Consider the following 23654-nt stretch of genomic DNA (forward strand, 5'->3'; position numbering starts at 1 on the left):
GCGCGTCGCGCTCCGGGCGGGCTTGCGGCGTTCCGTAGCAAGCCGCAGCGACGCTTAGCGCTGCGGCACCATCTGCCCGACCACCTTGCCGTTCTCATCCAGCATCTTCAGCGAAGGCGTGCCGTCGTCGGCGACCTTCATGGTGATGCGCGGCCGTCCCTGCAGATCGTTCATCGCCAGCACCACGCTGCCGTCGCTGTCGCGCGCCAGGCGCATGCGCCGCGTCGGCTTGCCCTTGCGCTCGAAGTAGTCCTTCTTCTTCGCCTCCTGCTGGTCCTTGGGCAGGTCCTTGATCGAGTCCATGAACTCGATGTCCTCGACGATGGAATGGTTCGGGTAGTCGGTGAACTGCAGCTTGGCCGCGCGGCCTTCCTTGCCGTCCTGCGCGTTCAGCGCCATGGTCTGATCCTGCTCGTAGGCGTCGAACGACAGATGGCCGAAGGAGCGCTTGTCGCCATCCTGGGTCTTCTCGCCGCCGAAGATCAGGCCGCCGTTCTCGCTGCCTTCGTCGTTGAAGAAGATCATGCCGGCGACGCGGCGGTTCGGGTGCGGGTATTCCTTGCCCCGGATGATGATCCCCGGCGCCTTGGCCGCGTTCGACACGATCAGGCGCAAGGTGCCGTCGGGTTCCCTGACGTTGATGCGCTGGACCTCGAGTTCCTCGACCGCCAGCTTCCGGTCGGCGCGGGCGAAGCCGCTCAGCATCGCGGCGACGAAGGCGAGGGTCAGCACGCCGGAATACACGACCAGGAAACGTTGTCCGTTGAACTTCATGCGCGGCGCCTCCGGGCGATGCAGGGTGGTTGAGCGGCCGGCAACCCTACGCGCCGGCGCAGGCGCCGGCAAGGGGCGGGGCGGCGAGCCCAACGCGAGGCTGCGCGCCGTCGCGGCGATACGAAGCTTCGCGGCGAGGTACGCGGTGCCGGGTCTTCATTGGTACTTCGCGTCCGTTCGAGCGGACCGGCCGGTCCGGAGCCGAAAATCGCGATAGGAATACCCTGCGGTCGCCAGAGAAAGAGTTGGCGGTCACGCAGCGGCCTGCGATACCGGGACCTGCGCGGTCGCGGCTGCGGCGCATGGCGGCGCACCGATCGAAGATCGGCAAACGACGCCAAAAAAGAACGGGAGCATGAGGCGCCATGCTCCCGTAACGGGCCCCGTTGGACAGCGCCTACGGAGGAGGGCGATGCCCACCCGTCGCGGGCATCGTGCCGGCATCGCATCGGGGGATGTGTGCGCGGATCGCGTATTCGGCGCTGATGCGCAGGCGTTATGAGCATTCCCTATGCGCGCTCAGCGGTGGAGTCCGCTCGCCTGCGAACGGCTGCGATGGTTCTGGAAGACGCGCCGAGAGCGCCCGCTTGCTTGCGCGCGGCACGCAGATCGGCCGATGCGCAAGATTTGCAGGCTGCTGCTTCGTGCCTCGCTTGCAGACTGTTGAGGTGGTTAGTGGTGTCTTTGCGATGGTTCTTGTTCCAAAAAAAGACGTTTTTTATGCGGTTTACTTATGAGTATTTCGCATAAGTATCGCTGATTGACTGCGTGCATCCGTGTGTTTCAAGCCGCTGGCTTCGCCCTCTGAGCGTATGCGTACTTTGTATGCACTAAATACATGCGCGATTTCCGTAAACATTTGACAAGCCGAGAAATGCGCGCGAAGCGGCGCATGCGAGGGCAATCCGAATCAGCTCAGCGCTGCGATTGCGCCGACGTTTTTTTACCCATCTTTTGCGTGGCCAGTTGAACAGGCGATCCTTGCCATCGATCCCACATGAGTGCTCGGCGCGTGAGTCCGCGCGCTTGACAGATGTGTCTGCGTCGCTATTTTTTCGCCAACTGACGCGAGTTCAGTTACGCCGAAAACTTGAATGACAGGGGCGGAGGCGCAGGCCATGCCGGCGCGCCGATGCAGAGGGCGGTACTTGCAGTTCGCCGCGCCGCTACGCCGTAGCGGGTGTCGGGAAGAGAGAAGCCAAGCGAGTTCGAGCCGCTGCACCGCTAGGGGTGCGCGCGGACGCTGGGGTGTTGCGCTTGTGATCGAAAACGATAGCTGGGACTGCGCGAGAACCGCGCGGTGCGGCCGTGCGCGGGCAAAAGAGGGCGTCGTCATGATTTCGCATGCTGCGAACAAGCCTTTGGGGTGGAGTCGCTGGGGACTGGCCGCGCTGTTGTGCGCGGCCGCCTGCCTGAGCCTGCCGGCCGGCGCCCAGACCACGGTGACCAACACCGCGAGCGTCGCCGCGCCGGCCAACGGCGTCGACCCGACGCCCGGCAACAACAGCGCGTCCGACACGGACACCGTGCTGGCGCCGCAGTTGACCTTGAGCAAGAGCCACACCGGCAACTTCACGGTCGGCGCCAACGGCACGTACACGCTGACGGTGAGCAACACCAGCACCGCCGCCGACGGCGCGCCGACCTCCGGCACGATCGCCATCGTCGATACGCTGCCCAACGGCTTGAGCTTCGTCTCCGCCGCCGGCGCCGGCTGGAGCTGCAGCGCCAGCGGCCAGACCGTCACCTGCACCAGCACCACAGCGATCCCCGTAGGCGGAAGCAGCACGGCGACCTTGACCGTCGCCGTCGGCAACGCCGCCGTCGGCAGCGTGACCAACACCGCGCGCGCCAGCGGCGGCAACGACCCGGGCTGCCCGGCCGCGCCCGGCACGCCGGCGGCGCGCTGCAGCGCCAGCGATCCGACCCAAGTCAACGGCGCGGCCGATCTGTCGATGAGCAAGGCGGTCGACAACGCCAACGCGGCGATCGGCAGCAACGTCACCTTCACCCTGACCGTCGCCAACGCCGGCCCGTCGGATGCGACCAATGTCGTCGTCACCGACCAGTTGCCGGCCGGCTTCACCTTCGTGTCCTCGGCCGGCGCGGGCAGCTACACCGCCGGCACCGGTGTGTGGCAAGCCGGCACCATCGCCGCCGGCGCCAGCGCCACCCGCACCATCGTCGCCACCGTCAACGCCGCCGGGCCTTACGTCAACAACGCCCAGGTCACCAGCGTCGATCAATCCGATCCGGATTCGACGCCGGGCGACGGCAGCGGCGACGACTTCGCCAGCGCCACGGTGACGCCGTCGGTGTCGGCCGACATCGCGGTGGTCAAGACCCTGACCACGCCCGGACCCTACGTCGCCGGGCAGACGGTCTCGTTCAACATCGTGGTGAGCAACAACGGCCCGTCGCCGGCCAGCAACATCGGCGTGGCCGATACGCCGACCGGCGCGACGCTCGGTGCGGTCAGTGGCGCCTGCAGCGCGTTGCCGTGCACGATCGCCAGCCTCGCCGCGGGCGCGTCGGCGACGATCACCGTCGCCGCGACCCTCGCCAGCGACGGCAATTTCTCCAACGCCGCCACCGCGACCTTGCCGGCCGGGCAGACGGACCCGAATCCGAACAACAACACCGGCACCGCCAGCGGCGTCGCCGCGCCGGCCGCCGACGTGGCGGTGCAAAAAACGCTGACCACCGGCGGCGTGATCGTCGCCGGGCAAAGCGTGCAGTACCAGATCGTGGCGACCAACCACGGTCCTTCGGTCGCGACCGGCTTCGTACTCGCCGACACGCCGAGCAACATCGCGATCACCGCGGTCAGCGGCGCCGGCTGTACCGCGTTTCCGTGCACGCTGGGCAGCATCGCGGTCAACGGCACCGCCACGGTCACCGTGACCGCGACGGTCGGCGCCACCGGCGGCGCCTTCAACAACTCCGCCACCGCGACCGCGCCGGCCGGAACCACCGATCCGGTTCCCGGCAACAACACCGACGACGCGCCCGCCACCGCCGGCGCGCGGCCGATCAACGCCAATCCCGATACGCCGCCCGCGGTCAACGGCGGCAGCGGCGGCAATACGCCGAGCGTGGTCGGCAACGACACGCTCGGCGGCCAGCCGGTCACGGTGGGTGCGGGCGGCAATTCGGCGCTGACGCCGGGCACCCGCCCGAACCCCGGTTTGACGATGAATCCGGACGGCACCATCACCGTCGCGCCGGGCACGCCGGCCGGCACCTACACCTTCCCGTACACGATCTGCGAAGTCGCCAATCCCACCAACTGCGCGACCACTCACGCCACGGTGACGGTCGATCCCTCCCAGCTCACCGCCAATCCGGACGATTACACCGGCACGCCGATCAACGGCGCCAGCGGCGGCAACACCCCGTCGGTGATCGGCAACGACACCATCAACGGCCAGCCGGTCACGGTCGGCGGCACCGGCAACGTCGTGCTGACGCCGGGGACGAGCCCGACTCCCGGACTGACGATGAACCCGAACGGGACCATCGCCGTCGCACCGGGCACGCCGGCCGGCAGCTACACCTATCCCTACACGATCTGCGAGCGGCTCAACCCGAGCAACTGCCGCACCACCACCGCCACCGTCGCGGTCGGCGCCGCGCCCATCGTCGCCAATCCCGACGACTACACCGCCACGCCGATCAACGGCGGCAGCGGCGGCACGACGCCGCCGGTGATCGCCAACGACACCCTCAACGGCCAGCCGATCACCGTCGGCGCCGGCGGCAACGCCGCGCTGACGCCGGGGACCCGCCCGAACCCGGGCCTGAGCATGAACCCCGACGGCACCGTCGCGGTCGCGCCGGGCACGCCGGCCGGAACCTACCGCTATCCCTACACCGTGTGCGAAGTGCTCAATCCGAGCAACTGCGCCACCGCCATCGCCACCGTCGTGGTCAACGCGGCGCCGATCGCCGCCGCGCCCGACACCGCGACCACGCCGCAGAACACCCCGGTCACGACACCGGTGCTCGGCAACGACACCCTCAACGGCGCCGCCATCGACCCGAGCAAGGTGACGGTCACGGTGCCGACCGCGCCGGCCCACGGCACGGTCGCCGTCAATCCGGACGGCACCATTGTCTATACGCCGACACCGGGCTACTCCGGCCCCGACACCTACACCTATCAGGTCTGCGAGACGCTCAACCCGAGCAATTGCGCCACCGCGACGGTCGCGGTCACGGTGCAGCCCAACGTGGTGAGCGCGAACGACGACAACGCCAGCACGCCGGCGAACACGCCGCTGACGATTCCGGTACTCGGCAACGACACCGTCACCGGCGCGCCGTTGAACCCGGCCTCGCTGACCTTCCCGACGCCGCCCGCGCACGGCACCGTGACGCTGAACCCAGACGGCAGCGTCGTCTACACGCCGGCGCCGGGCTACCTGGGCACGGACAGCTTCGTCTACCAGGTCTGCGACACCTCGACGCCGACGCCGGTGTGCGACACCGCCACGGTGAACTTGACCGTGACCGGCAGCCCGCCGGTCGCCAACCCCGACAACGAAGATGTCGCCACCGGCCACGCCGGCGATCCGCTGGTGATCGATGTGCTGAACAACGACACCGACCCGGACAACAACATCGACCCGGGTTCTGTGCTGCTGACGGGCGCCGGCGGCGACGGCAAGACCCTGGTGGTGGCGGGCGAGGGCACCTGGACGGTGAACCCGAACGGCACCCTGACCTTCCTGCCGATGCCGGGCTTCATCGGCGAGGCGACCCCGATCCAGTACACCGTCGCCGACACCACCGGCCTGCGTTCCAACCCGACCACGGTGCGCGCCAACATCCTCGGCAGCGTGCGCCTGCGCATCGTCAAGACCGCGCAGCCGCGCGACGTGCGCATCGGCGATCTGGTGCGCTACACGCTGCGGATCGAGAACGTCGGCGACGCCGATGCGGTCGATGCGACCGTGATCGACACGCCGCCGCCGGGCTTCACCTACGTGTCCGGCTCGCTCAGCGTGGCCGACCGCGACGGCGCCGGCCGCCAGACCGGCAACTACCCGATCCGCGTCGACCGGATCGACATCGCGCGCGGCGAGACCGCGACCCTCGCTTACCTGCTGCGGGTCGGCGCCGGCGTGCGCCCGGGCACCCACATCAATCGCGCCGTCGCCCAGGACAACGGCGCGACCGTGTCCAACACCGCCCAGGCCGAAGTCCGCCTGATCGCCGATCCGCTGCTCGACGAGTCGCTGATCCTCGGCACCGTGTTCGACGACCGCGACGGCGACGGCTGGCAGGACCGCGCGACGTTGGACACGGTGCGGGTCCAGGGCGGCTTCGCGCCCGACGCCTACGTGCCGGGCTCGACCACGATCGACCGCGGCGACGGCCCCAAGCCGTTGGCCGACGCCAGCGCGCCGCTGCTGCACGGCATCGAGCTCGGCGCGCTCGCCGGCCGCGCCTCCGACGCCGATCCGGCGCCGGTGGTGGTGATCGCGCAAACCTTGCGCGAGCCGCGCTTCACCGGCGATTTCGTCCTCGCCGGCGGCGACGGCGTGAGCTTGCGCATGCAGGCCGACGGTCGCAACCAAGTGCAGCGCAGCGGCCGCGCGGGCAAGGGACTCGATGCCGCCGCGCCGCGCGTGGAGCGGCGGGTCGTCCCGGTCGAAGGCGGCGTGCGGGTCGAATACGCGATCTACAACGACGGCGTCGACGAACGCGGCATTCCCGGGGTGCGCATCGCTTCGGTCGAAGGCCTGTTGATCGAGACCGATCCGTTCGGCCGCTATCACCTCGAAGGCGTTCCGGGCGGCGCTTGGGAGCGCGGGCGCAACTTCATCCTCAAGGTCGATCCGGCGACCTTGCCGCCGGGCACGGTGCTGACCACCGCGAATCCGCTGCTGCGCCGGATCACTCCGGGCCTGCCGGTGCGCTTCGACTTCGGCGCCAAGCTGCCGCCGCAGGAGGAGCCGCGAACTCAGGCAGCGCCGGAGCCGGCGTCGGGATCCGAACCGAAACCGCCAGCGCAAGCGCAGCGACCGGCGACGCCGGCCGCATCTTCGCTGCGGGACGAACGCGATCCGAGCGCGCCGGCGGTGCGCAGCCAGGAGAGGACGCCGTGATGAGCCTGAAACTGAAGCTGCTCGATTACTCCCTGCTGTGCGCGATCGCCGGCTTGCCGGTACAGGCATGGGCGCAGGACGCCGCGTCTTCGCCCTCGCTCGCCGATGCGTTCGCCGCGGGCGCGGTGGCGCGCGTGGCGGCGGACAACGCCGCCCGCACCGAAATCGCGGCGCCCGCCGCCTCGACCGGCCCCGCGCAAGTCGCCAAAGGCCAGTGGAGCGCGCGCCTGCCGGCCGGCGGCGTGATCTGGGCCACCGAAGATCCCAATCTCGGCCAACCCGAGCTCAACGTCTCCGCGCCGAGTCTGGTGCCGTTCGACGGCCGCCGCGTCGCCAAGCCGGTGCAGTTCTACGTGCAGAACAACTACTCGGCGTTCATCCAGCGCAGCGAAGTGTTGATCTACCGCGCCAGCGACGCCGATCTGGTCGAACCGCTGGCGCGCGTTCCGCTGCCGGCCGGCGCCACCGCCAGCGCCGACTGGGACGGCAGCCTGCCGGCCACGTTCGAGGCGCGCGCCGGCGACGAACTGGTGTACCTCGTGCGCGCTTACGGCGACAACGGCGCGTTCGACGAAACCTTTCCGCGCAAGCTGCAACTGGTGCGCCCGGAGGAAGCCGAACGCGGCGCGCAGCAACTGCGCCGGGCGGTGGAGCAGCGCTACGGCGACGCCTACAGCGCCGAGCAAGCACAGCGGCAGAGCCTGATCGACCAAGCGTTCGGCGAGAACGGCCTGCGCCAGCAGAACATCCGCATCTACGGTTCGCGCATCCGCATTCAGGGCCGCAATCTGCCGGACCGGGCCAGCGTGACCATCAACGGCCAATCGCAGCCGGTGGACCTGGAAGGCAAGCTGGTCGCCGAATATCTGGTGCCGGTGGGGCAGCATCGCTTCGACATCGCCGTCGACGGCAAGGACGGCACGCTGCAGCGCGCGCTCGACGTGGACGTGAGCGGCAAGTACCTGTTCGCGGTGGCGCTGGCCGACGTGACCGTGTCGAAGAACCGCGCGTCCGGTTCGGTTGAGGCGCTGGGCGCGGACGCGGACCGGCTCGACGACAGTTTCCTGGTCGACGGGCGTTTGGCTTTCTATTTGAAGGGTAAGTATCGCGGCAAGTATTTGGTCACCGCCCAGGCGGACACCCAGGAACGCGAGATCAGCGAACTGTTCAACGGCTTCTGGGACGCCGACCCGCAGGACGTGTTCCGCCGCCTCGACCCGAACCTGTACTACCCGGTCTACGGCGACGACTCCACGGTCTACCGCGACGTCGACACCATGGGCCGCTTGTACCTGCGCGTGGACTGGGACAAGAACCAGGCGCTGTGGGGCAACTTCAACACCGGCATCACCGGCACCGAGTACGGGCAGTACTCGCGCGCGCTGTACGGCGGCGCATTCGAGTGGCGCTCGCAGCGCACCACCGGGCTCGGCGAAGCCGGCACCCGCGTGCGCGCGTTCGGTTCCGAAGCGCAGACCGCGCCGGGCCACAGCGAATTCCTCGGCACCGGCGCCAGCCTGTACTACCTCAAGCACACCGACGTGCTGCCGGGTTCGGAGCGACTGGTCATCGAGGTACGCGACGACACCACCGGCCGGGTCGAGAACCGGATCGAACTGCACCGCGGCGCGGACTACACCATCAACGAAATGCAGGGCCGGATCGAACTGTCGCGGCCGCTGCTGATGCGCGGCGACCGCCTCAACCTGCCGCGGCTGACCATCGACACGCCGCTCGACGGCCTCAGTCAGGTGCTGCTGGTCGATTACGAATACGTGCCGCGCGGCTTCGATCCCGACGACGTCACCCTCGGCGTGCGCGGCAAGCATTGGTTCGGCGAGCATCTCGCGGTCGGCGCGACCTATGTCGACGAGAACCGCGCGGGCGAGGACTACACGCTCAAGGGCGCGGACGTGACCTTGCAGGCCGGCCGCGGCACTTACCTCAAGCTCGAACACAGCCGCACCCAGGCCACCAGCGCGCCGGTGTTCTTCTCCAGCAACGGCGGCTTGAGCTTCACCCAGCGCAACGCCGCGCTCGGCGCGCGCGCGGGCAGCGCGCGCGCGATCGAAGCGCGGGCCAACTTCAAGGAACTGGGCTGGACCCGCGACGACTGGTCGGCCGCGGCGTGGTGGCGCAAGGTCGATGCCGGCTATTCGATCAGCCGCTTCGATCAAGGCCTGGACATCGAAGAGCGCGGCGCCGAACTGCTCGGCATGATCGGCCAGCGCTTCCAGTTGTACTCGCGCTACAGCCGCGCCGAACGCGGGCGGGAGTCGTTCACTCAAGCCCAGCTCACCGGCGAATGGCGCATCGACCAGGACAACACGCTCAGCGCGGAATTGCGCCGGGTCGAGGAGGAACGCGCCGGCGGACCTTCGGCCGACGCGGTCGGCACGCTGGCGGCCTTGCGCTATCTGCGCCGCGTCGGCACGAGTTGGGAGTGGTACGGCACCGCGCAGAAGACCGTCGACGACGATCACGGCAAGTACCGCGACAACGATGCGCTGACCCTCGGCGGCAAATACCTGTTCGGCGATCTGTCCAGCGTCGGCGCCGAAGTCACCAGCGGCGACCGCGGCGATGCCGCCCAGATCAACGCCGAGTACCGGCTCACGCCCGACCACAGTTTCTACGCCGCCTACACCCATTCCACCGACCGCAGCGAGTACGACCCGCTGTTCAACCGCCGGCAGACGCCGGGCTGGACGCTCGGCCAGCGCTGGCGCCTGTCGGATCAGGTCAACCTGTTCAACGAAAGCCAGTTCCTCAAGGAGCCCGACGCCTCCGGCATCGCCCACACCTTCGGCATGGATTTCTACCCGGGCGACAACTGGAACCTCGGCTTCACCCTGCAATCGGCGCAGTTGGACAAGAGCGTGGGGCAGGTCGACCGCGACGCGGTCAGCCTCAGCGGCGGCCGCACCACCGCGGACACGCAGTGGCAGAGCAAGCTGGAATGGCGGCGCGACTCCGGCGCCGAGCGGCGCGAGCAATGGGTCAGCACCCATCGCCTGCTGCACAAGTTCAACGAGAGCTTCCGCATTGCCGCGCGCGTCAACTACTCCAAGACCGAGGACAAGCAGCAGGCCGAGGCCGGCGCCAAGTTCATCGAAGCCAATCTAGGTTTCGCCTGGCGGCCGTTCGACAGCGCGGGCTGGGCGCTGCTGGGCAAGTACACCTACCTCTACGACGTGTCCGCACTGGAGCAGGACGGTCCGAACGCGGCGTTCTACGACCAGCGCAGCCAAGTGCTGTCGTTCGAGGGCGTGTACCAGCCCGACCACCGCTGGGAGTACGCGCTCAAGCTGATGCGCCGCGAAGGCGAAGTGCGTTACGGCCGCCTGCAGGGTCAGTGGGCCGACTCGGCCGCGACCTTCGCCGCCGGCCAAGTGCGCTACGAATTCGCCGGCGTGTGGCACGCGCTGGCCGAATACCGCTGGCTCGGCGTCAAGCGTGGCGGCGACAAGCGCGGCGTGCTGCTCGGCGTCGATCGCGACATCGGCGAGAACTTCCGCATCGGCCTGGGCTACAACTTCACCGAATTCAGCGACGACCTCACCGACTTCGATTACGACCACCGCGGAGTGTTCCTCAACGTGGTCGGCAAGTACTGAGGCGAAGGAGAAAACGCATGAAAAGCCGCACAGTTTCTTCTTCCTCGCTGCCGCGACGGCTGCTGATCCTGGCCTTGCTGACGCTGGCGAGTTTTTCGGCGCAGGCGCAGTTCGCCACCGGCGGCTCCGGGCGATTCAAATCGCAGATCTTCTGGTTCGACTGGGGGCAACAGGGCGCGGCCATTCCGGCGGCGGGGACGACGGTCACCAACACGTTCAATACCTCGGCGGGCCAGCAGTTGCGCATGACCTGCTCGATCAGCAATTTGAACGGCGCCATGCACATCAAGCAGCCGGGCGACTATTCCGGCGATGGGTTGGACGATCTGTACAACATCGGCGGAACCGACGCCGCCAATACGATGGACATCGGACTGGCCAACACTGCCGATGGAGCAACGGTGACTTTTACCTTCGCGTGTTCCGCGACGCTGGGAGCGGCGGGCGACCCCAATGCGCCGGATTATCCGCTGTCCGGTCTGGTGTTCGCCGATGCCGAGCAATCTCAGAACCAAGGAACGCAGAACGAATACACCCAAGGCACGGTCACCAGTGCAGGCACTACATGGCGAATGATCGATCGCTTCCGCAACTGCACGACTTCCGATATGCCGGTGATCCGCACCGATAGCGGTGGACAGAGTACGTTGCGATTGAACGGCGCCCCGACCATTTGCCAGTCCGGTCCCATGGGCGTGGCCTTCATGGAAGGAACGACCACGGCGAACGTGGTGTTGAAGGGCGGCGGCAACTCGGCGATCGCGCTGGGCGCGATGGTCGTGTTCACCACCGACTTCGGCGACGCGCCGGCGAGTTACGGCAATCCCACTCATGAGGCGCAGCCTTCGTGGTCGGGCGGCGTGCCCGCGGCCAACGCCACCACCCAGCTCAACAGCATGACGCTGGCCGACTTGGTCCAGCCGACCGCGCGCCTGGGCAGCCTGGTCGATGCCGAACTGGCCCCCCGGCACAACGCCAACGCGGACGGCGACGACAACGACGGCAGCGACGACGAGGACGGATTCACCGCGCCGCTGGGCGTCGTGGTGGCGGTGCCGGGCGATACCTACACTCCGCCGCCTATCGCGTGCAGCGGCGGCGGCACCGTGCGCGGCTGGGTCGATTTCAACCGCGACGGCGATTTCAACGACCCGGGCGAGGTCTCGAACAACGCGCCGGTGTGTCCGGGTGGCGCCAACGGCAGCGGCACGGTGACCTTGAACTGGACGGTGCCCGCCAACGCCAGCCAGGGGCGCAGCTACATGCGCCTGCGCACCGCCTCGGTCGCGGCGCAGATCGCTACGCCGGACGGCGCGGCCGCCGACGGCGAGGTGGAGGATTACCTCATCACCGCCTTGGCTCCGGCCAAGGTCACGCTGATCAAGCAGATCGGCTCGCGCATCGATCCGGCCGATCAATTCACCGTCGGCGTCCTCGACGGAACGACTGTGCTGGGTACCGCGACCACAGCGGGCGCGGCGTTGACCGCCAGCACCGGCGAAGTGGCGGTCGACGTGACGGGGCCTTACACCCTGCGCGACGCTAATGCCGGCGGCTCCGCGATGCTGCGCTACACCCCGAGCCTGGCTTGCGTCGCCAATGCCGGCAGCAGCGGCGCGGTCCCCACGCCGACCGGTCCGACCGGCAGCGGACCCGCCGAATGGAACATCACCTTCAACAATGGCAACGATCTGACCTGCACGATCACCAACACGCCGAATCAGGCCGACCTGACGATCGCCAAGACCAACAACCGCACCGCGAGCGAACACGGTCAGGCATCGCAGTACACGCTGACCGTCACCAACAACGGCCCGGGGACCGCTATCGGCGCGGTGGTGACCGACCCGGTCCAGGCCGGGTTGGACTGCCCGGCCGCGAATCCGGTCACCTGCAACGGCGTCGCGGGCGGCTGCCCGGTCGCAGCGGCGACGATCGGCGATCTGCAGGGCACCGGGGTGACCCTGGGAACCCTGCCGGCCGCCGCCGGAAGCAACTCGGTGTCGTTGCAGTTCACCTGCACGGTGCAGTGAGGCGGCCGATGGCGCGCGCCGTGCGGCAGGGCGCGCCGCCGCCCGATTCGTGGCGGGGCAACATCGACCTGCGGCGGCGTCCGACCCGGCCGGGAGGCTGGGCGCGCGGCTTCGCCGCCGCCTGTCCTGATGGGCGGATTAAAGGCGATTGCTACGTGTATCTGATGTGGATTGCAGGCGCTAAATGAGATTGAAAACTGAGGAGCGAGGGTCCGACCATGAGTCAGCGCGGCTTCCCCGCCTTCTTCGCGTCGCTGCAGTACGAGGATTCGCCGCACTTCTCGCCGGAGCGCGTCGTGGCGCTGCTCGGGCTGAAGCGACGCGAATTGGCCGCGATCTGCCAACTGCGGCCCGATCGTTTCCGCTTGGCGCCCACCTCGCCCGATGTGCAGCGTTCGCTCAGGGAACTGGTGCGGGTGCTCGGCGCCGCCTACGACCGCTTCGAGGACGAGCGCCGCTTGGCCTTCTGGTTCAAGAATTGTCCGATCGCGCCGTGCGAGTTCCGCACGCCGGCGGAGATGTGCGCGCAAGGACGGGCCTGGGAAGTATTGGAGTGCTTGGCCACGCAGCGGTGCTGAGCTCCATGGCGTTGCGCACGCGCGGCGGATGCACGAACGGATGCGGAAGGGCGGTCGGGCCGGAGGGAGGCGAAGCCGCGGGGACGTGCGCATGAGGACCAAGCGTTCTTGCTGCGAACCGCAGGTCCGCTCGCTGTGCAGGCAATGGCTGTTGGCCGTGTACGAAGCCGGCCGGCCGGTGGAGCCGGAGGGCTTCGAGGACTTTTATGCGTGGCTCGCGCGTCTGCATCCCGAATACCTGCATTTCAAGCCTGCCCGCACCGTGGTGAGTTGGGTGAGTTTCTGGTTCGAGCAGGAATGCGGGAGGCTCGAGGTGGAGCGCGTGCGCAGCATGCTGTACGGCCGTGATCAGAGCGAAAATTCATAAGCGTCCGCGCCGATGTTGTGATCGGCGGCGGCCGCAACGCACGAGGGCGGGCGTATATTCCTCCGCAGCCGATTCGATCCGGATCCCAGCGCAACGGCGTCCGCACACGCGGCGGATCCTCGCGGACAATCCCGTCGCGCGCACCGACTTCAGACAGATCGCGACGCGGGCGCATCGCGCGCCCGTCGTCGCGACGGCGCGGTCCCGCGCGCCGGCACGCACCGATACCGCCGCGCGGCCCGCGCATGCGCGCCGCGCCGTATCCGCGCGCGCCGCGCCCGCCGCGTTTCGCCACAGGGGACAGGTGTTCTTCCAACAGGAGAGACCGTCATGTTGAGATCCGCATTGTTCTTAGCTTGTGTGGCCGCGGCAGCGCCGGGGATCGCCGCGCCGCCGTCGCTGTTCCGCGACGCGCCCTCGGCCAAGTCGGGCGTCGCCGCGCGCGAGGTTCGGGTGACGCTCAACCCATCGGCCTTGGCCGATGCGGCCGTCGAGGGCGGGTTGTGGTTCGCCACGCCGGCGGGCCAGCGCGTGTTCGCGCGCAGCGTGCGCCACCAAGTGCTCGCCGACGGCAGTTTCTTGTGGGTCGGCAAAGTGCGCACCCGCGACGGCGAGCGCAGCGTACTGGTGACCCGCGGCCGCGATGCGACGTTCGCCAGCCTGTTCGCCGAAGACGGCACGCCGCTGCGGTTGGAGACGCGCAAAGGCGCCACCTATCTGAGCGTTCCCGCCCCGGGCTTGGACGCGAATCGGCTGGCCACGGCCAAAGGCATCGCCGATCAGGTCGCCGCGGAGCCGCCGCTGATCGGCGCGGCCGACGTGCGCCGCACCCAGCTCGCGTTGGCGAAAGCCGCCGGCCCGGTGGTCGACGTGTTCGTCGGTTTCACCCCGGGGCTGGTGACGCGCTACGGCTCGCAGTCGGCGGCGGTGACCCGGCTGAACTATCTGGTCGCGGTGACCAACCAGGCCTTCGCCGACAGTCAGGTCGATGCCACGTTGCGTCTGGTCGGGACCCAGCTGACCAGCTATTCCGACACCGCGACCAACAGCGATGCACTGGACGCACTCGGCGACCGCAGCGGTACCAGCCCGCTGCAGACGCTGCGCGATGCGCGGCGCAAGTCCGGCGCGGACATGCTGGTGATCGTGCGGCCGTTCCTGACGCCCGAGCACGGCAACTGCGGCTTGGCGACCGTCAACGGCAGCAACCTGGGCCCCTACACCACGGCGTCGGCGAGCGGCGCCAACGCGGCCGTGAGCGATGGGACCGACGACAACAGCGGTTACTACTGCAGCGAGACGACCTTCAGCCACGAGTTGGGCCACAACTGGGGGCTGGTGCACGAGTCGGGCGTCAGCGACAAGCCGGGGCCGTTCCCGTACACGTTCGGTTGGCGCCAAGACCTGCCCGGCGGCGGTTTCCATACCTTGATGGCCTACGGCACGTCGGGCCAATCGTTGGCGCCGTACTATTCCAACCCCGATATCTACCTGTGCAAGGGCCAGCCCTGCGGCGACGCGGGCACCGCCAATCAGGCGCGGGCGCTGCGTTCGACCCTGCGCGTGGCTTCGGCCTTCAATCAGCCGCTGGATCCGTTGATCGACATCGACGGCGACGGGTTCGCCGACCTGATCTATCAGAAGGACGGCGAAATGGATTTCGTGCTGTATCGCGGCACCTACGCGGCCTACGGCGGCCGGCAGACCAAGGGCGCGGGCTTCCGCCTGGTCGCAGCCGGCGATTTCAACGGCGATCATCGCACCGACCTGATCTGGAACAGCGATGCGCATCAGCCGCAGATCTGGACGGCGCAGACCGACTACACCTTCCAGAACTACGCCAAGGCCTACACGTCCTGGGACGTGATCGGCGCGGCGGACATCAGCGGCGACGGCAAGAGCGACATCTTGTTCACCAAGCCCGGGGAAACGCAGCTGCGGGTTTGGGTCATGAATGGAACCAGCACGTCGTCGACCAAGTTCTTCGACATCACCCCGGGCTATCGGCTGGCCGCCGCGCGCGACTTCAACGGCGACGGACTGGTCGACCTGATGTGGACCAACGCCGACCGCCGCCTGCAGTACTGGCAGAACAACGGCAACAACACCTTCGCCGTCGTCGATACCCAACTGCAGTATCCGCAAGGCTGGCGCATCGTCGGCAGCGGCGACTTCAACAACGACAACAAGGCCGACCTGGCGTTCATCGACGACAACGCGCTGCTGCTGTCGGCGGCGACGGTGTGGACCATGGACGGCGGCAACCGGATCGGAACGCAATCGGTCAGCGGCCCGGTGCTCGAATTGCTGCACAGCCCGATCGCGGTAGACCGCTATGGCGGCGCCACCGCCAGCGTGATGTGGACCAGCTTCCTGCGCGATATGTGGATGTCGCTCAACGACGGCACCGGCGAGAACTACACGACCACCAGCGTGCTGGCGTGGCCGGCCAGCACCTCGGGATCGTTCTATCGCAACTATCCCGCGGGATGGACGGTGTTCACCGGCGCGCCGAATACGCCGTGAACGATCTGCCCGCGGTCGCGAGGCCGCGGGCAGCGGCGGCTGCTGCGGTGCAAGTCGCGGGCTGTCCCGGAATGAGCCTGTCGTCCGGCGGGCTTCTCGGGCCGGCTTGTGGCGTTCCGGTTTTGGCGATGGCCGTGTTCGCCGCGCGGACGGTCCCTCATCGAGAGGGGCGAAGCGCATTTCGATTCGACAGGCGGTCGTTGCCCGCATCGGGCCGGCGCAGCCGCCGGCCCGTGTATGCGCTTCCGACAGAAGGCGCGGTCGCTGCTGTCATTTAGCGCATAGTTCGCTTCGCTGAGTCTTGAGGAAGGCGCTGACACATGAAAAACGGCCCGACTGCCGATCGCGCAGGGACGACGATATGAACAAGCTTCTGCTCGCGGCACTGCTTCTTGGGCTTCCATTCGCCGCGCTGGCGCAACCCACGAACCAGTCCGGCGTTCTGCAGTTTCCGGGATGCGCCGCCGGCGTCGCGCCGGGGCAGCCGGGATGCGGCGGCGTCGAGGACGAGGACCCGGCTCCCGCGACTCGGAAGGGGGCCGCCAACGCGCAGCGGAATACGACCGGCGCAGGCGATGGCTGGCTTCCCTATGAAACCGGCGAATGGACGGAAAGCTACGGAGCCTACGCCGACGACGGCAAAGGCGAAAAAGGCACGGGCGGCAGATCCGAGGACAGCCGCAGCGCCGCCGCGGCGAGAAACGAGGCCTTGCGCGATTGCGGCCGGGACGATTGCGAAATCAGGATCGAGGTGCGCAATGGATGCTGGGGCGTGGCCTACGGCAGGAAGGGCGTTTATTACTATCGCACCGGGGTGGATATGAAAGCGGCCGACCCGAAGACGCTGGGGTTGAAAACGGTCGAGCGGGAAGCGTTGAGCGTGTGCAAAAAGGCGGGAGACCTGGACTGTTCCGTCAAGAACACTTCCTGCAGCCTGCCGTCCAGGTGAAGGGAGCTGCGTTCCTGGATCGCGCCGTTTCGGCTGCCAGGAACTCTTTCCGCCGGTGCGCTCGGGATTGTCCATCGCAGCGCCGACGCCATGGCCCGTCTTTCGCGTCCCCTAAATTAGCGGCGACGGCTCGCAACCGAACCGTCGCCGCCCCGCGGCAGCGCTACTGCTCCTTCACGCAAACCGCATACGCCGCGCCCACCACGGTGAACTGCGGATAGACGCCCTGGATGATGAAGCGGAAGTTCCAGCCCTGCAGCGATCCGTTGGCGACGGGGTTGTTGTTGTAGACGAAGAATTTTTCGCCGTAGGTGATCGAATGGCCGCCGCCGGTCGCGACTTCGCCGGGCTCGCACCAGGCGGTGACGTCTTTTTGCACGTAGCTGTTGGTGGTGAAGTTGGCGTAGCGGATCGTGCGCACCAGGGCCGCGTCGGCCGAAGCACAGAATCCGAGGGTCAGGACGCCGGCCATCAAGCCGGCAAACGCGGTGCTCTTCATCGTCTTTCTCCAAAGTGGGATGGGCCGAACGGACCGCCGTTGGAGACATGCGCGTGCCGGCCGCAGCCGAACGCCGCTGCGAGCCGAGCGCGTCGCCGCACATCTCCCAACGAAGGACTCGCGGGAGACGAGGATTTGGGATCACGCGTTTCTTCGACGGGCGCCACGTTTTCGCAAAGATGCGCATCTGGCGCGCGGAGAGTCGCGCCATGGAGATCGGCGCTTCATCGAGAGCGTCCCGGCCTTTCTTCGTGGGCCAGCATTCGGGGTGCGCGTGCGTTTTTCGGCGGGCGCGGAGAGCGGCCGGACCATTCTCGCCGCTGACTTTCGGCTGTGCCGCTTGCTAGCCGAAAACGATAGCGCGACAACCTCTTCGCGTTGGACGCCGTTGAAGACGTCGTCGTCTACGGACCGCCTGACGTCCGTGCGCGACAGGCGAGCGGCGATGCAGTCGCCATCGCGCTAATACCTTGGAAAACCCGAGGCGTTCGCCTCGGGTTTCCGCATGCCGGCATTCGCCTGCGCCGCCTCAGATCGGGTAAGGCAGCGGATTCGTATGGTGGATGTAGATGTTCACCACGCTGATCCGGCAATGGATCTGCAGCGTGAGCGACACTTCGTTGGCGGCCGGGTCCGGCCAAATCTGCGAGCGATAGATGTCGCAGGTCGCTTGCGCGGCGCGGCCGTCGCCGCGCCATGCCGCCATCATCGCCAGATCCCACAGTCCGCGGAAATACTCTCGCGATGCCGGGGTCATTTCCGAGGCCGAAGCGGTGTTCGCGCCGAGCGTGGAGAGCGCGAGCGCGCTCGCGAGGATCAGATTCTTTGCGTTCATCATTTTTACGATCTCCATGAGTGATGCACGGTTTCCATGAATGCGTCCGATAAGAATGCGAGGCGGAAGCCGCCGACGAGGCCTGCCGTGATGCGGCGGGATTTGTCGGCAGCGCAAGCCGTTTCGCGTCTATCGGGACGGCTGCGTGCTCACGAATCCCCCACGCCCACGAAGAGCGATCGCGCGTTTTAAGACGGGTCTGACAAGAAGGTGTGGCTTCAATCACATGCGCGAAAACAAACGCATGCGGCTCGGCGGCGAATGTCGGGTCGCATGGGATGTCTTGTGCGGGGTGGGATCGGTTGCAGTTGAATCGGTGAAAGCGCATCGCGCGATGCGGTGGATCGCTTGCATGCGACAACGTCGAACTGCAGCGGGTTTCACAAATGCGGCGATGGGGCGGGAGACGGCCGACGGTCCGAGCAGCCTCCGCGGTCGCGCGAGCTCCAGACGAGATAGCGAATCGGGCAGAAGCGAAGTTCTAAGTCGCCGAGTCCCGCCTTCAGCGTCGCGAAGCACCGGGCTGCGCCGCGCCCGTACCCAACGCCGCGCCCCAATCGCGCAAGAAGTGCCGGCGCTTGGTCTCGTCCAGATACACCAGCAAGCCCAGCCCCAACGGCACCCGCCGGGGATTCGCGGCGGCGCCGAGCAGGCCGCGATACGCCGCCGGCGGCGGCAGCTCGGGCCGCGCGGGAATCAGATAGGCCTCGCGCGCGAGCAGCGTCTGGCCGCGCGGCGACAGCAGATGATCGAGGAAGCGGCGGGCTTCGTCGGCGTGCGGAGCGTCGCGCGGGATCAGCGCGGTGCGCGCGACCAGCAGCAAGTGATCGCGCGGCAGCACCAGCCGCAGCGGTGCGCCGCGTTCGATGCGCTGCAGCGCGTAGGAGCCGAACACGCCGTAGGCCAGACTCAGTTCGCCTTCGCTGAGGCGGTCGAGCAGGGCGTCCATGCGCTTGTACGGCTGCGCGCGTTGCGCGCCGAGCGCGGCGAGCAGCGGCGCGGCGCCGTTGCCGAGCTGTTTGCTGTCTTGGGTGGCGATGAAGTACGCGACGGCGCTGTCGCGCGGGTCTTGCAGCGCGATGCGGCCGCGCAAAGGCTGGTCGGCGCGGCGCAACAAGCGCAGCAAGGTATCGCGGTCGCGCGGCGCCTGCGCCGGGTCGAGGCGGCCGCTGTGGTAGACCATCGCCACCGGCTCGTAGCCGTAGGCGAAGACCTCGTCGCGCCAACGCGCGGCCGCGGGCAGCGCTTGTCCTTGCGGCGAACGGTGCGCGCGCGCGTAGCCGTCGTTGACCAGCTTCACTTGCAGGTCGGTGCTGGCGCTGAGGATCAGGTCGGCGCGCTCCGGCCCGTTGCCCGCGCGCAGCGCGCGGTCGTACAACTCTTGCGTGTCCAGATGCGAGTAGCGCACTTCCACGCCCGGATGCAGACGTTGGTAATCCAGGATCAGCGCGCGCATCAGCCCGGCGTTGGACGAGCCGTGCAGCACCAGCAAGCCTTGTTTGGGCAGACGCGGCGCGAACACGCTGATGCGCTCGTTCTGTTTCGGCCGGGCCTGCGCCGGCGCCAGATACAGCATGCCCAGCGAGGCGATCAGGAACAGCGCGGCCAATGCGGCGTAGCGCAGAGCCTTCATGCCGCGTCCTTGGGCAGGCGCAGCCGCGCCTCCAGTCCGCCGTAGGCCGATTGCGCCAGCTCGATGCGGCCGCCGTGGCTTTCCACCACGCGCTTGACGATGGCCAGACCGAGGCCGGCGCCCTGCGCGCTGGACCGATCGCCGCGCACGAAGCGCTCGAACGCGAGCTCGCGTTCGCTTTCGTCGATGCCGGGGCCGGCATCGGCGACGCTCAGCGCCAAGCCGGCGTCGTCGCGGTCCAGGCGCACGTGCACCGGCGCGTCGCCGCCGTGCTTGATCGCGTTGTCGATCAGGTTCTTGATCGCCTCGCGCAGCATCAGCGCGTCGCCGAGCAGGCGGCTGTCGGCGGCGGCGCACTCGAAGCGAACGTCCGGGCGCGGTTCGGCCAGCGGCACCGATTCGTGCAGCGCTTGGCGGGCGATGGTCTCCAACTGCAGCGGTTTGAAGTGATGCAGTTCGGCGCGATGGGTGACGTGGGCGTGGCTGAGCAATTGATTGAGCAGGCGGCTCAGCTTGCCCGCGTGGCGGTCGATCTGTTGCAAGCTCTGCCGCCATTGCTGCGGATTGTCCTGATGCAGCGCGAGCTGGGCCTGCCCGCGCAAGGACGCCAGCGGATTGCGCATCTGATGCGCCGCCTCGGCGATGAACGCGCGCAAGGCATCGATGTTGGTCGACAGCCGCGACATGAAGTGGTTCTGCGCGGCGACCACGTGCGATAGCTCGGTCGGCACCGCGCGGTCGATCGGGCGCAGGTCGAACGGCGTGCGCACGCTGAAGTCGTGCTCGATCCGCGCCAAGGGTTGCAGCGCGCGATCCACGGCCAGCCAGGCCAAGACGAGCGTGGCGGCGGTGAACAGCGCGATCCAGCCGGTGACGTGCCAGACGATGTCGTCGGCCACGGCTTGGCGCGCGCGCCGGGTCTGGCCGATCTGCACCAGCGCCGCGCCGGCGCCGTCGCCGCTGGAGGCGCGGCGCAGCACCGCGAAGCGCACGGCTTCGCCGCGGTACTGCGCGTCGAAGAACAGCGGCTGCTCGCCGACCGGCTTGGGCGGACGCGGCAGATCGGCATAGCCGGTGAGGGTGCCGCCGTCGGGCGAGTACACGCGGTAGAACGCGCGGTCCTCGGGCGCGGCCGAGAGCAGTTCCAGCGCGGCGCAGGGGATATTGGCCTCCAACCGTCCATCGACCACGGCCAGACTGTCGGCGATGGTCAGCGCCGAGGCGTTGAGCAGGCGGTCGTAGGACAGATCGGCCGCGCGTCGGCCGTAGTTGCCGGCGCCGAGGAACAACAACAGCATCGCCACCAGCGACAGCACGCCGATCGACAACAGCAGCGTGCGCCGGATCGACGGCGGCGGGCGCGCGGGCGCGGCGGCGTCGTTCGCATCCGCAGCGTTCGTGCGGGCGCCGCTCGCGCGCGTGTCGCCCGCGTGCGGAGCGCCCGCGGACGCCGCGCTGGCGCACGCGGCGTCCGTGCGCGGCTCGCCCGTGCGCGCATGGCCTGTCAGCGCCTCACTCATACGCGCCGTACTCGTGCGCGCCGCCGGCCGGTTGCGCGGGTGCGGGCGCGCAGTCGCGCAAGGTCTCGGCCAGATAGCCGGTGCCGCGCACGGTGACGATGCGCAGGAACTGCTGCGGCAGTTTCTTGCGCAGCCGCGCCACGTACAGCTCGACCGTATTGGAGCCGGCTTCCTCGCTCAGCGCGAACAAACGGTTGGTGATCTCGGCCTTGCTGACCACCTGCCCGAGCCGGCCGACCAGGATTTCCAGCAGGCTGTACTCGCGATTGGGCAGGTCGATGGTGCGGTCCTCGAAACGCAGCCGGCGCGCGGCGTTGTCCATCAGCATCGGGCCGATCCGCACCAGGCTGGAGGCTTGCGCCTGGGCTTGCCGGCGCCGGGTCAGGGCGCGGCAGCGCGCGGCCAGTTCGCGGAAATCGAAGGGCTTGCCGATGTAGTCGTCGGCGCCGACGTCGAGCGCGCTGATGCGGTCTTCGATGTCCGAGCGCTCGGTCAGCATCAGCACCGGCGTGGCGTCGCCGCGCCGGCGCAGTTCGGCCAGCAGGCTCAGGCCGTCCATGCGCGGCAGGCCGATGTCGAGCAGGACCAGATCGTAGCGTTCGTGTTCGAGAAAGCGCAGCGCGCTCAAGCCGTCGGCTTGATGGTCGACCGCGTTGCCGTTGCGGCGCAGGTGCTGCACCACGGAATCGGCGAGATCGAGATTGTCCTCGACCAGCAAAATGCGCATGAAGAACTCCTGGGCGAGCGCGTCGGCGCCGCCGTTTTGCGGTGGAAGAACGGGGCCTGGAGCGCGGCCGCGTCGGCTCGGGCGAGACGGACGGAACGGCGATCCTTGCCTGTTTTCGTGCCGCTTCCGCACCGCGCGACAGGTCGCCGACAGGCCGCCGGCCTAGACTGTTCGCGTGCTCTGGAGGGAGTGTTCGGTCGCGCTGGTTCCCAGGTTTCGCCGGCCGGTCGATAGTCCGCTGGACGCATGCTCCGGGGAGGGAGCATGCGTCCACGACTAACACGCGCATATGCGCCTGTCGATAAGGCGCGCGAGCAAAGTTCGAAAGTGTGAGGCGCTTAAAAGAGCGTCGCGCCGGCGCCGGTCATTTTGCCCGGACGCGGCGTTCGCGAAAAAAGCGGAACTGTTGGCTGTCGTAAGCAAAAGTAAGTAGCGCGCGAAACCATCGCGCCGGCGGCGACGGTTCCCGATCCGCTTCACTGTGCAGGAGGAGACATGCGTCAAAGTATTCGAGCGATTGTGGGCCCGCGCCGCGCCGCGCCGTTGTGGCTGGCGCTGGCGGGGTTGTTGGGTTCGGGCTGCGCGACCGCGGCCAACCAGAGCGGCGGGTTTTACGTCGATCCCGATTCCAACCCGGCGATCTGGGTGCGCGATCACGGCGGCGATGCGCGCGCGGCGAAGGTCCGCGCGTCGATCGCGAGCAAGCCGATGGCGCGCTGGTTCGGCAATTGGAGCGGGCCGATCGGCGGCGCGGTGTCGCGCTTCGTCGAAGCCGCGCGCAGCGCCGACAAGCTGCCGATCCTGGTCGCCTACAACGTTCCCGGGCGCGATTGCGGCGGCCATTCCGGCGGCGGCGCCGGCAGTCCGGAGGCGTACCGCACCTGGATTTCGAGTTTCGCCTCGGGCATCGGCAACGCGCGCGCGGTGGTGGTGATCGAGCCCGACGCGTTGGCGCAACTCGATTGCCTCGCCAGCGATCAGCGCGCGGTGCGCACGGGCCTGCTGCAATACGCCGCACGCGAGTTCAAGCTGCGCGCGCCCAACGCCTCGGTCTATCACGACGGCGGCAACGCCAGCTGGGTGCCCGCCGAGGAAATGGCGCGGCGTCTAAACGCGGCCGGCGCCAGCGAAATCCGCGGTTTCGCCTTGAACGTCTCGAACTACCACACCACGGCCGATTCCAATCGCTACGGCGCGGCGGTGAGCGCGGCGCTGAAGAATCAGTTTGGCTACGCGAAGCCGTTCGTGGTCGATACCAGCCGCAACGGCAACGGCTCCAACGGCGAGTGGTGCAATCCGGCCGGGCGCAAGCTCGGCGTGGTCTCGCAGAAGCCGAGCAGCGGCGCGGAGATGCTGTTGTGGGTCAAGGTGCCGGGCGATTCGGACGGCAATTGCGGCATCGCGCCGAACACGCCGGCCGGTACGTTCTCGCCGGACATCGCCACGCGCTTGATCGACGGGCGCTGATCCGCCTTCCGATCCG

At 68.2% G+C, this 23654-nt stretch carries 14 protein-coding genes; 8 read left to right on the plus strand and 6 right to left on the minus strand.

Translation table 11 applies throughout. The features are described 5' to 3' along the window. Positions 1 to 54: 54 nt before the first annotated feature. The gene (locus J5226_RS10120; protein WP_215839787.1) at positions 55 to 774 is read right to left on the minus strand and encodes a hypothetical protein; all 720 of its coding nucleotides are present in this window, start codon (positions 772 to 774) and stop codon (positions 55 to 57) included. Positions 775 to 2108: 1334 nt separating this feature from the next. On the opposite strand from J5226_RS10120, the gene J5226_RS10125 reads away from it, so the two are divergent. The 7 genes from J5226_RS10125 to J5226_RS10155 all read left to right on the plus strand — a co-directional run bounded on the left by J5226_RS10125 (position 2109) and on the right by J5226_RS10155 (position 16957). Next, complete coding sequence (locus J5226_RS10125; protein WP_215839788.1) at positions 2109 to 6887, plus strand: Ig-like domain-containing protein; 4779 nt, start codon at positions 2109 to 2111, stop codon at positions 6885 to 6887. Continuing rightward, positions 6887 to 10504, plus strand: a complete 3618-nt coding sequence (locus J5226_RS10130; protein ID WP_215839789.1) for a hypothetical protein — start codon at positions 6887 to 6889, stop codon at positions 10502 to 10504. The genes J5226_RS10125 and J5226_RS10130 overlap by 1 nt, the downstream gene beginning before the upstream one ends. A gap of 17 nt (positions 10505 to 10521) precedes the next feature. Further along, entirely contained in the window at positions 10522 to 12537 is a 2016-nt protein-coding gene (locus J5226_RS10135) for a CshA/CshB family fibrillar adhesin-related protein (protein ID WP_215839790.1), read from the plus strand. Between the two features lie 218 nt (positions 12538 to 12755). Beyond that, positions 12756 to 13115, plus strand: coding sequence for a hypothetical protein (locus tag J5226_RS10140; RefSeq protein ID WP_215839791.1), 360 nt, complete (start codon positions 12756 to 12758; stop codon positions 13113 to 13115). Between the two features lie 91 nt (positions 13116 to 13206). Beyond that, positions 13207 to 13482, plus strand: coding sequence for a hypothetical protein (locus tag J5226_RS10145; protein ID WP_215839792.1), 276 nt, complete (start codon positions 13207 to 13209; stop codon positions 13480 to 13482). Between the two features lie 330 nt (positions 13483 to 13812). Then, positions 13813 to 16008 (plus strand): reprolysin-like metallopeptidase, encoded by a 2196-nt coding sequence (locus tag J5226_RS10150; protein WP_215839793.1) that lies wholly within the window; start codon positions 13813 to 13815, stop codon positions 16006 to 16008. A gap of 361 nt (positions 16009 to 16369) precedes the next feature. Continuing rightward, the gene (locus tag J5226_RS10155) at positions 16370 to 16957 is read left to right on the plus strand and encodes a DUF4189 domain-containing protein (protein WP_215839794.1); all 588 of its coding nucleotides are present in this window, start codon (positions 16370 to 16372) and stop codon (positions 16955 to 16957) included. A 163-nt stretch (positions 16958 to 17120) separates the two neighbouring features. Here the strand turns inward: J5226_RS10155 and J5226_RS10160 are convergent, their stop codons facing one another. The 5 genes from J5226_RS10160 to J5226_RS10180 all read right to left on the minus strand — a co-directional run bounded on the left by J5226_RS10160 (position 17121) and on the right by J5226_RS10180 (position 22171). After that, positions 17121 to 17456 (minus strand): hypothetical protein, encoded by a 336-nt coding sequence (locus tag J5226_RS10160; protein WP_215839795.1) that lies wholly within the window; start codon positions 17454 to 17456, stop codon positions 17121 to 17123. A 529-nt stretch (positions 17457 to 17985) separates the two neighbouring features. Continuing rightward, positions 17986 to 18291, minus strand: coding sequence for a hypothetical protein (locus J5226_RS10165; RefSeq protein ID WP_215839796.1), 306 nt, complete (start codon positions 18289 to 18291; stop codon positions 17986 to 17988). A 502-nt stretch (positions 18292 to 18793) separates the two neighbouring features. Next, on the minus strand, positions 18794 to 19924 hold the full coding sequence (locus J5226_RS10170) for an ABC transporter substrate-binding protein (RefSeq protein ID WP_215839797.1): 1131 nt from the start codon (positions 19922 to 19924) through the stop codon (positions 18794 to 18796). Next, positions 19921 to 21444 carry a sensor histidine kinase gene (locus J5226_RS10175; protein WP_215839798.1) on the minus strand — a complete coding sequence of 508 codons (1524 nt, stop codon included), beginning with the start codon at positions 21442 to 21444 and terminating at the stop codon, positions 19921 to 19923. The genes J5226_RS10170 and J5226_RS10175 overlap by 4 nt, the downstream gene beginning before the upstream one ends. Next, complete coding sequence (locus J5226_RS10180) at positions 21437 to 22171, minus strand: response regulator transcription factor (protein ID WP_215839799.1); 735 nt, start codon at positions 22169 to 22171, stop codon at positions 21437 to 21439. The genes J5226_RS10175 and J5226_RS10180 overlap by 8 nt, the downstream gene beginning before the upstream one ends. Positions 22172 to 22666: 495 nt before the next feature. On the opposite strand from J5226_RS10180, the gene J5226_RS10185 reads away from it, so the two are divergent. After that, complete coding sequence (locus J5226_RS10185) at positions 22667 to 23638, plus strand: glycoside hydrolase family 6 protein (protein ID WP_215839800.1); 972 nt, start codon at positions 22667 to 22669, stop codon at positions 23636 to 23638. The last annotated feature ends 16 nt before the right edge of the window (positions 23639 to 23654 follow it).

It is taken from the genome of Lysobacter sp. K5869 (genome assembly GCF_018847975.1).
GTDB lineage: Bacteria > Pseudomonadota > Gammaproteobacteria > Xanthomonadales > Xanthomonadaceae > Lysobacter.